3 protein-coding genes are annotated in these 2,789 nt (G+C 47.4%); 1 reads left to right on the forward strand and 2 read right to left on the reverse strand.

Features of this window, described 5'->3' with window-relative positions:
* Positions 1-51: 51 nt before the first annotated feature.
* Both AB6F11_RS21580 and AB6F11_RS21585 read right to left on the reverse strand, forming a co-directional pair.
* On the reverse strand, positions 52-633 hold the full coding sequence (locus AB6F11_RS21580) for a tRNA-uridine aminocarboxypropyltransferase (RefSeq protein ID WP_104216078.1): 582 nt from the start codon (positions 631-633) through the stop codon (positions 52-54).
* 2 nt (positions 634-635) lie between these two features.
* Positions 636-2,180 (reverse strand): COG3650 family protein, encoded by a 1,545-nt coding sequence (locus AB6F11_RS21585; RefSeq protein WP_102394384.1) that lies wholly within the window; start codon positions 2,178-2,180, stop codon positions 636-638.
* 39 nt (positions 2,181-2,219) lie between these two features.
* Here AB6F11_RS21585 and AB6F11_RS21590 point away from each other — a divergent pair, with 39 nt between their 5' ends.
* Positions 2,220-2,687: an EVE domain-containing protein gene (locus tag AB6F11_RS21590; RefSeq protein WP_017061021.1), complete on the forward strand. Its 468-nt coding sequence runs from the start codon at positions 2,220-2,222 to the stop codon at positions 2,685-2,687.
* The last annotated feature ends 102 nt before the right edge of the window (positions 2,688-2,789 follow it).

Genomic DNA, 2,789 nt, shown 5'->3' on the forward strand with positions numbered 1-2,789 from the left:
ATGATCTTATTCTTCGTGCTGGTTAATTAGAATGCGGGGTTCGTGACACGCTTACCATTTATCCGCTTGAAACACCTTTAGGTAGTGTTGGTAGTAATCGTTAATCAACTTAGCCGGTTCGGCTTCACCTAACGTTTTTAGCAACTCAACGCCAACTTCGCAGGTACATAAGTGCCCGCTGTCTTGATTGCGGCGCAAGGTGTATGACGATTCAGTCGTGATATCGAGATGGATTTGAGGAATGGTGTTTAACCACGCGCTCTTGTTGAGCATTTTCTTCGCTTCCTGCCATGTGCCATCCAAGATGATGAATAACGGCTTACGATCTCCAGCTACAGATGACACGGCTTGCTGGCACTCAATACTGTTGTCACTTGGAAACAGCAAAAAAGGCTGCAATGCTTTGTCTTCGAGTAAGGCAATCAACTCTTCTGGTGGTGTTTTTCGTTGCCATACGAAGGACTGACATTGCTGAATAGATTGCTCAAGTAACTTTCCGGTATTGGTGTCTCTCGACAGTTCATTCTCATGAGTGAGCAGTACAAGATCAGTTTGGCTTTCAACACTTGGTATACGGTGACAAATACATTGATGAGTGAAGCCACAACCACCGCAAGCTTGTTGATTACTCATGGTTATAGCTTAACTCCGCTTTGCGCTGGTGATATGCCATCAGCGAACAGAACCACATCGCTGATATCAGCATCATTTGCAACTGGAGCGACACTTGGATTCAGTGGGTAGCTAACACCGGTGTAAGACAGCGTGTGCTTCGCAGGTGTTGCTCCACCGCCGCTGACATTGAAGATCAGATCCTGCCAGCCATGATTTTGCGACTTTCCTAAGCGTATATCGCCTTTAACCAGTGTCACTCGGCTATTGAAGCGCCAGTTGTCTTGGTGGTTTTCAAAGATAAGCAACGTACAGCCACCTGAACCACACCAGTCGAGTTGAGCAAACAACTCTTCTTTGCCATCACCGTTCAGATCGTAGGTTAGCCAGCGGTACTGAGTATTGCCTGGATCGGTGTTGTTGATCTTAAAATACTCACGGATCGCTTGGTCGACTTTTTGATCAAGTTGATCACTCGAGTTTATCTGCTTTGCGGTGAGATCAACGTTGGTGGTCGTATTCACCTGCGCTTGTTCACTCTTGGCTTCGAATAGCACTAGACCGCCATTGGCAATAGGGTAGACAACATTGCCCACTTTCTCTTTTTCAGCGACCAGTTTGCCGTTATCGAGTGTGAAGACGCGCTCAGAGATTAAGTACTGTTGCTGGTGACGAGTCATCACAACCTGTACCTGATTTTGGTTAAGTTGCTGCCAGAAGCCCTGTTCAACAATAGAAGGATCGCCATTGCTGTACGAGTAAGTTGTAATAGCGCTGTGGTCGTCGTTGAGTTCTAGGTTGATAGAGAAGCCAGTGTTCTGCGTTGAGCTTGCGAAGTAGAGTCCACTCCAGTTCAGCGTTGGATCTTGATTGGCCACCATTGCACAACCATTGTAGTTGCTGTCATTGAGATTAAGTTTGGCGTGCCAGCCATAGATAGAGTCACTCATGCCATCGCTGCAGCTCTCTTTTTTAAGGTTTAGCTCACCTTGTCCCTGATTACCTTTAAGCTGGTAGTCGCGAGTGCTTGGTGAGGTGCGGCTTGATTCGATATCGAGGCGCTGAGGTTCTTCGCCCATCTTAGTGTATTTCAGCTGGTCTTTATCGAAGGTTGCTGACCAGAAGGGTTCATTACCAAATACTCGTGTTGAGCGCAGCGGTTGGACGCAGCGATCTGGGTTCTCTGCGGTTAGGATGTTCACTTGGTCAACCACGAAACGCGCTGTGAAATCTGCGTTATAACCCGTTTGGCTCGGCACGGTTAGGTGACCAATCAGCTCGCCATATAAGGCTTGGTAAGGTCTCGTTGAGAGCCCTTGTGCTTCTAACGCTAACTCTGGAGATAAGTCTAACCAGTATTGTTGTTGGCTACCGCAAGGAGTGAAGGTTCGGCTTTCATGGCCAACCACCACCTGACCACGCATGATGAAGGTTTGCGGTTGAATGCTCAGTGGCTCATCCAAGTTTGCTGGGGGCTGTTCAGGTTGTTGCGGCGTATCAGGTGCCGTAACACAGCCTTGTAGAGCGAACGCGACTAGCCATGTCACTGGGTTTTTCATTACCTTCATGTTATATCTTCCTCGGAGCAACCGTTAATTGGATTTATTATGGCATATTGGTTATTTAAAACAGAACCCGACACCTTCTCTATTCAGACTCTTAGAGTACAAAAAACCTCTTGTTGGGAGGGTGTACGCAACTATCAGGCTCGAAACATGATGCGTGATGACGTCAAGCTTGGCGATCTGGTGATGATATACCACTCATCATGTAAAAAAGTTGGCGTAGCGGGGATCGCTAAAGTAACCAGAGAAGCCTACCCAGACCACTTTCAGTTCGACCCTGAGAGTGATTACTACGATCCTAAGTCTTCACCCGATAACCCACGCTGGATCATGGTGGATGTCGAGTTTGTGCGAGTGACTGAGCGCTTGATTCCTTTGGTTACGCTTAAAGCCATGCCTGAACTCTCCGAAATGCCCTTGGTGAAACGCGGTAATCGCTTATCGATCATGCCGGTTACCGAACAAGAGTGGCAGGCAATCTTAAGCAAAGAAGTGTTAGGTTCTCGATAGCGTTAGAGAGAGCTTTTTACGTAAGGTTCAAAAAAGGCAGCCAGTTGGCCTGTCTCTTGATCACAAGTCTGGTTAATCAAGAGACTTAGCGAGTTCATACCC

The sequence above is a fragment of the Vibrio sp. 10N.247.311.14 genome (assembly GCF_041467715.1).
Classification (GTDB): domain Bacteria; phylum Pseudomonadota; class Gammaproteobacteria; order Enterobacterales; family Vibrionaceae; genus Vibrio; species Vibrio crassostreae_C.